The organism is uncultured Thiodictyon sp. (assembly GCF_903828115.1).
In the GTDB taxonomy this organism is placed as follows: Bacteria; Pseudomonadota; Gammaproteobacteria; order Chromatiales; family Chromatiaceae; genus Thiodictyon.
In genome coordinates this window covers 1-2,214 of record NZ_CAIKKU010000212.1, presented here as the reverse complement: position 1 = coordinate 2,214, position 2,214 = coordinate 1, and the positions used below count along the sequence as shown (strand labels likewise).

The window sequence follows — 2,214 nt, the reverse complement described above, 5'->3', positions numbered from 1 at the left end:
CTACTCCAACCGCGAGCAATATGCGCAGGCCCTGAACTGCGGACCACGGGAGCTCGCGCAAGAAATTGCGCGCCGCTGCGAAAGAAGATACCCGCCGGTCCTGGTCGATACCGCCCCCTGCAAGGAGGTCATCCTCACAGGTGAGGATATTGACATCACCCGCTTTCCCCTGTTTCTGTATCATGACCACGATGGTCATGCCTTCATTCAGGATGCGAATGTGGTGTCGCGGGATGTCGAGACGGGGCTGATCAATTGGGGTATCTACCGTTTCATGTATCGCACGAAGAATGAAACAAACGTCGATATGCGCAACGACAGTCACAATGCCCGGATTCAGGCCAAGAAATACGAGGCCAAGGGTATCGATATGCCGGCGGCGATCGTCATCGGCGGTCCGGCCCTGGATAAGATCGCCTCGATGTATTCCTTTCCCGACACCGATGATTGGGACGTGCTGGGCGGCTTCTACGGTGAGTCGGCCAAGGTCGTGAAGTGCGAGACCTCCGATCTCACGGTGCCGGCCAATGCCGAGATCGTCATCGAGGGTCGGATCATGACCAGCGAAGGCTGGGTCTATGACGAGGGTCCCTACGGCGAGTTCACCGGGACCTATGGCGGAGGGCTGCCGCACAACTGCCGCTTCAAGATCGACTGTATCAGCTACCGCAAGGGCGGCATCTACCAGTACGCGACCATCGGCGGCCTGCATCCGGGCCGCACCGACCTGTATGTCTTTCATCCGACCGTCGAGGCCGATATCTACGCGGCGCTCAAACGTGCTGGTATCAGGGTGCTGGACGTCTATCTGCCGGCCGACGGTATCCACAATATCGCCTATGCCAGGATCAAACCCGTGGGTGGCGGAGACGCCAAGCAGACGCTCGCGGTCATGTTGAGTTGCTCACGCCAATGGTTTCCCAAGATCGCCTACGTGTTCGATGACGACATCGATATCTTCGACGAGGCACGCGTCAAGTGGGCCATGGCTTACCGGTACCACCCGCAGCTCGACACGCTCATCATCCCGGAACTCAACATACTGCCGCTCGATCCACTGTGCATGACCAACAAGCCGCCCGTCAATATGCCCAAGATCGGCTTCGACTGCACTATTCCGCTGGTCGGCAATGTCGATCGCTTCTCCTTCGCCGCCTGTACCGTTACCGAGCCGCTGGGTGAACCGCCAGCCGCGCTCGCGCCGCTGACGGAAGCGGAACTGGTGAAGCAGATGGCGGAATTCATCGAACAGTCACCGCGCACCTGGCTTCAGATCCTGAAGCAGTTCCACGGTCAGCCCTATCCGGTGATCTATCGCGCTTTCGGCCAACTGCGCCACCGCCTGGGCCGTATGGCCGATGAGCGCCCGACCTATCCTTATACCTTTGCCGACGCCTGCTTCGTTTATGGCAAGGACGGCGCCGCATGAAGCTTGTACGCGCTGTCTACATGCGGGGCGGTACCCGCAAGGGGTGTATTTCCATGCCCGGGATCTGCCGGCGGGCTCGCGGTTGCGGAACCGCATCATCCTGGATGTTTGCGGTGCCCCCGAGATTGACGGCCCGGGCAGCCTGAGGGGAGCCGAGACCTTCGGCAGCCTGCTGACGAGGCTGGTAGTGTCAAGGCGAGCGCCGCGACCCTGAGTTTCGGCGAGAGGCAACCGGCAATCCCAGATCACATCATCGGCGGAGAGCAACGATGCCCCAGCAAACCCTGTCGGACTTTGTGGCGACATTGGAAAAAATCGGCCAGCTTGTGCGCATTAGCGACGAGCGGCATGTCAATGATCTGCCTGCGATCATGGAGGCCCATCCGGATACCGCAGTCCTCGTGGAAAAGATCAAAGACTGTGACCTGCAATTCCTGGCCAACGCCTATTCGAATCGTACGCAATACGCCGCCGCGCTCGACTGCAAGCCGGGTGAACTGGCGCAGGAGATTGCCAGGCGGGGCGCCCGGACCTATAAGCCAGTGGTAGCCCCAACCGCACCCTGCAAAGAGGTGATCCTGAAGGGCGAGGCCGTCGATTTGACCCGGCTGCCGCTCTTCCTGCACCACCAGCACGATGGTCACGCCTATCTTCAGGACACCAGTGTCGTCTCGCGTGACCCCGACACCGGCCTGATCAACTGGGGCATCTATCGCATGATGTACCGGGCAAGGAATGAAACCAACGTCGACATGCGCAACGACAGTCATAAGGCGCGGATTCAT

General features: G+C 59.9%; 2 protein-coding genes. Both read left to right on the top strand.

Going from position 1 to position 2,214, the window contains the following annotated elements:
* On the top strand, positions 1 to 1,429 hold a 1,429-nt coding region (locus QZY48_RS07725; protein WP_295429798.1), incomplete at its 5' end, for a UbiD family decarboxylase.
* Positions 1,430 to 1,698: 269 nt separating this feature from the next.
* A partial coding sequence (locus QZY48_RS07720) for a UbiD family decarboxylase (RefSeq protein ID WP_295429796.1) occupies positions 1,699 to 2,214 on the top strand: 516 nt, incomplete at its 3' end.